At 77.5% G+C, this 448-nt stretch carries 1 pseudogene; it reads right to left on the bottom strand.

Annotation, left to right across the window (positions count from 1 at the left end):
• Nucleotides 1-153: 153 nt before the first annotated feature.
• Nucleotides 154-448 (bottom strand): annotated as a pseudogene (locus GT042_RS39780) (TetR/AcrR family transcriptional regulator); the annotation flags it as partial.

Genomic DNA, 448 nt, shown 5'->3' with positions numbered 1-448 from the left:
CGCGCCCCCTACATGGCCGCGGTGGCAGCCGTGTCCGTACGCGCCCACCTGCCCGCGGTCGCGTCAGCCTACGGCCTCCGCCCACGGCCCCCGCCCACGGCCTCCGCCCCCGGCCGCATCCCTGCGCGCCCGCTCATGCCCCTCCGCTCGCCCTCACCCGCGCGGGCTGATGCCCGCCACCGCCAGGTCGAGCAGCCGTTCCGTCCGGGCCGCCGGGTCCGGGTCGTGTTCGGTGGCGAGGGCGATGCCCGAGACCAGCGTGACCAGGTCGGCGGTGGTCACGCCGGGGGTCACCGCGCCTGCCCAGGTGGCACGTTCCAGCAGCGGGTCGTACGCGTGCGAGAGCTTCGCCGCGCAGGCGTTCACGTGCTCGGGGCCGGCGGTCCCGTCCTGGGTGAGCGCGGTGGCCAGCCCCCGCGCCGAGGTGGCGTACGCGGCAGATCGGAAG

Source organism: Streptomyces sp. SID3212 (genome assembly GCF_009865405.1).
GTDB lineage: Bacteria > Actinomycetota > Actinomycetes > Streptomycetales > Streptomycetaceae > Streptomyces.
The sequence above is the reverse complement of the archived record's forward strand: the minus strand, read 5'-3'. Positions and strand labels throughout refer to the sequence as shown.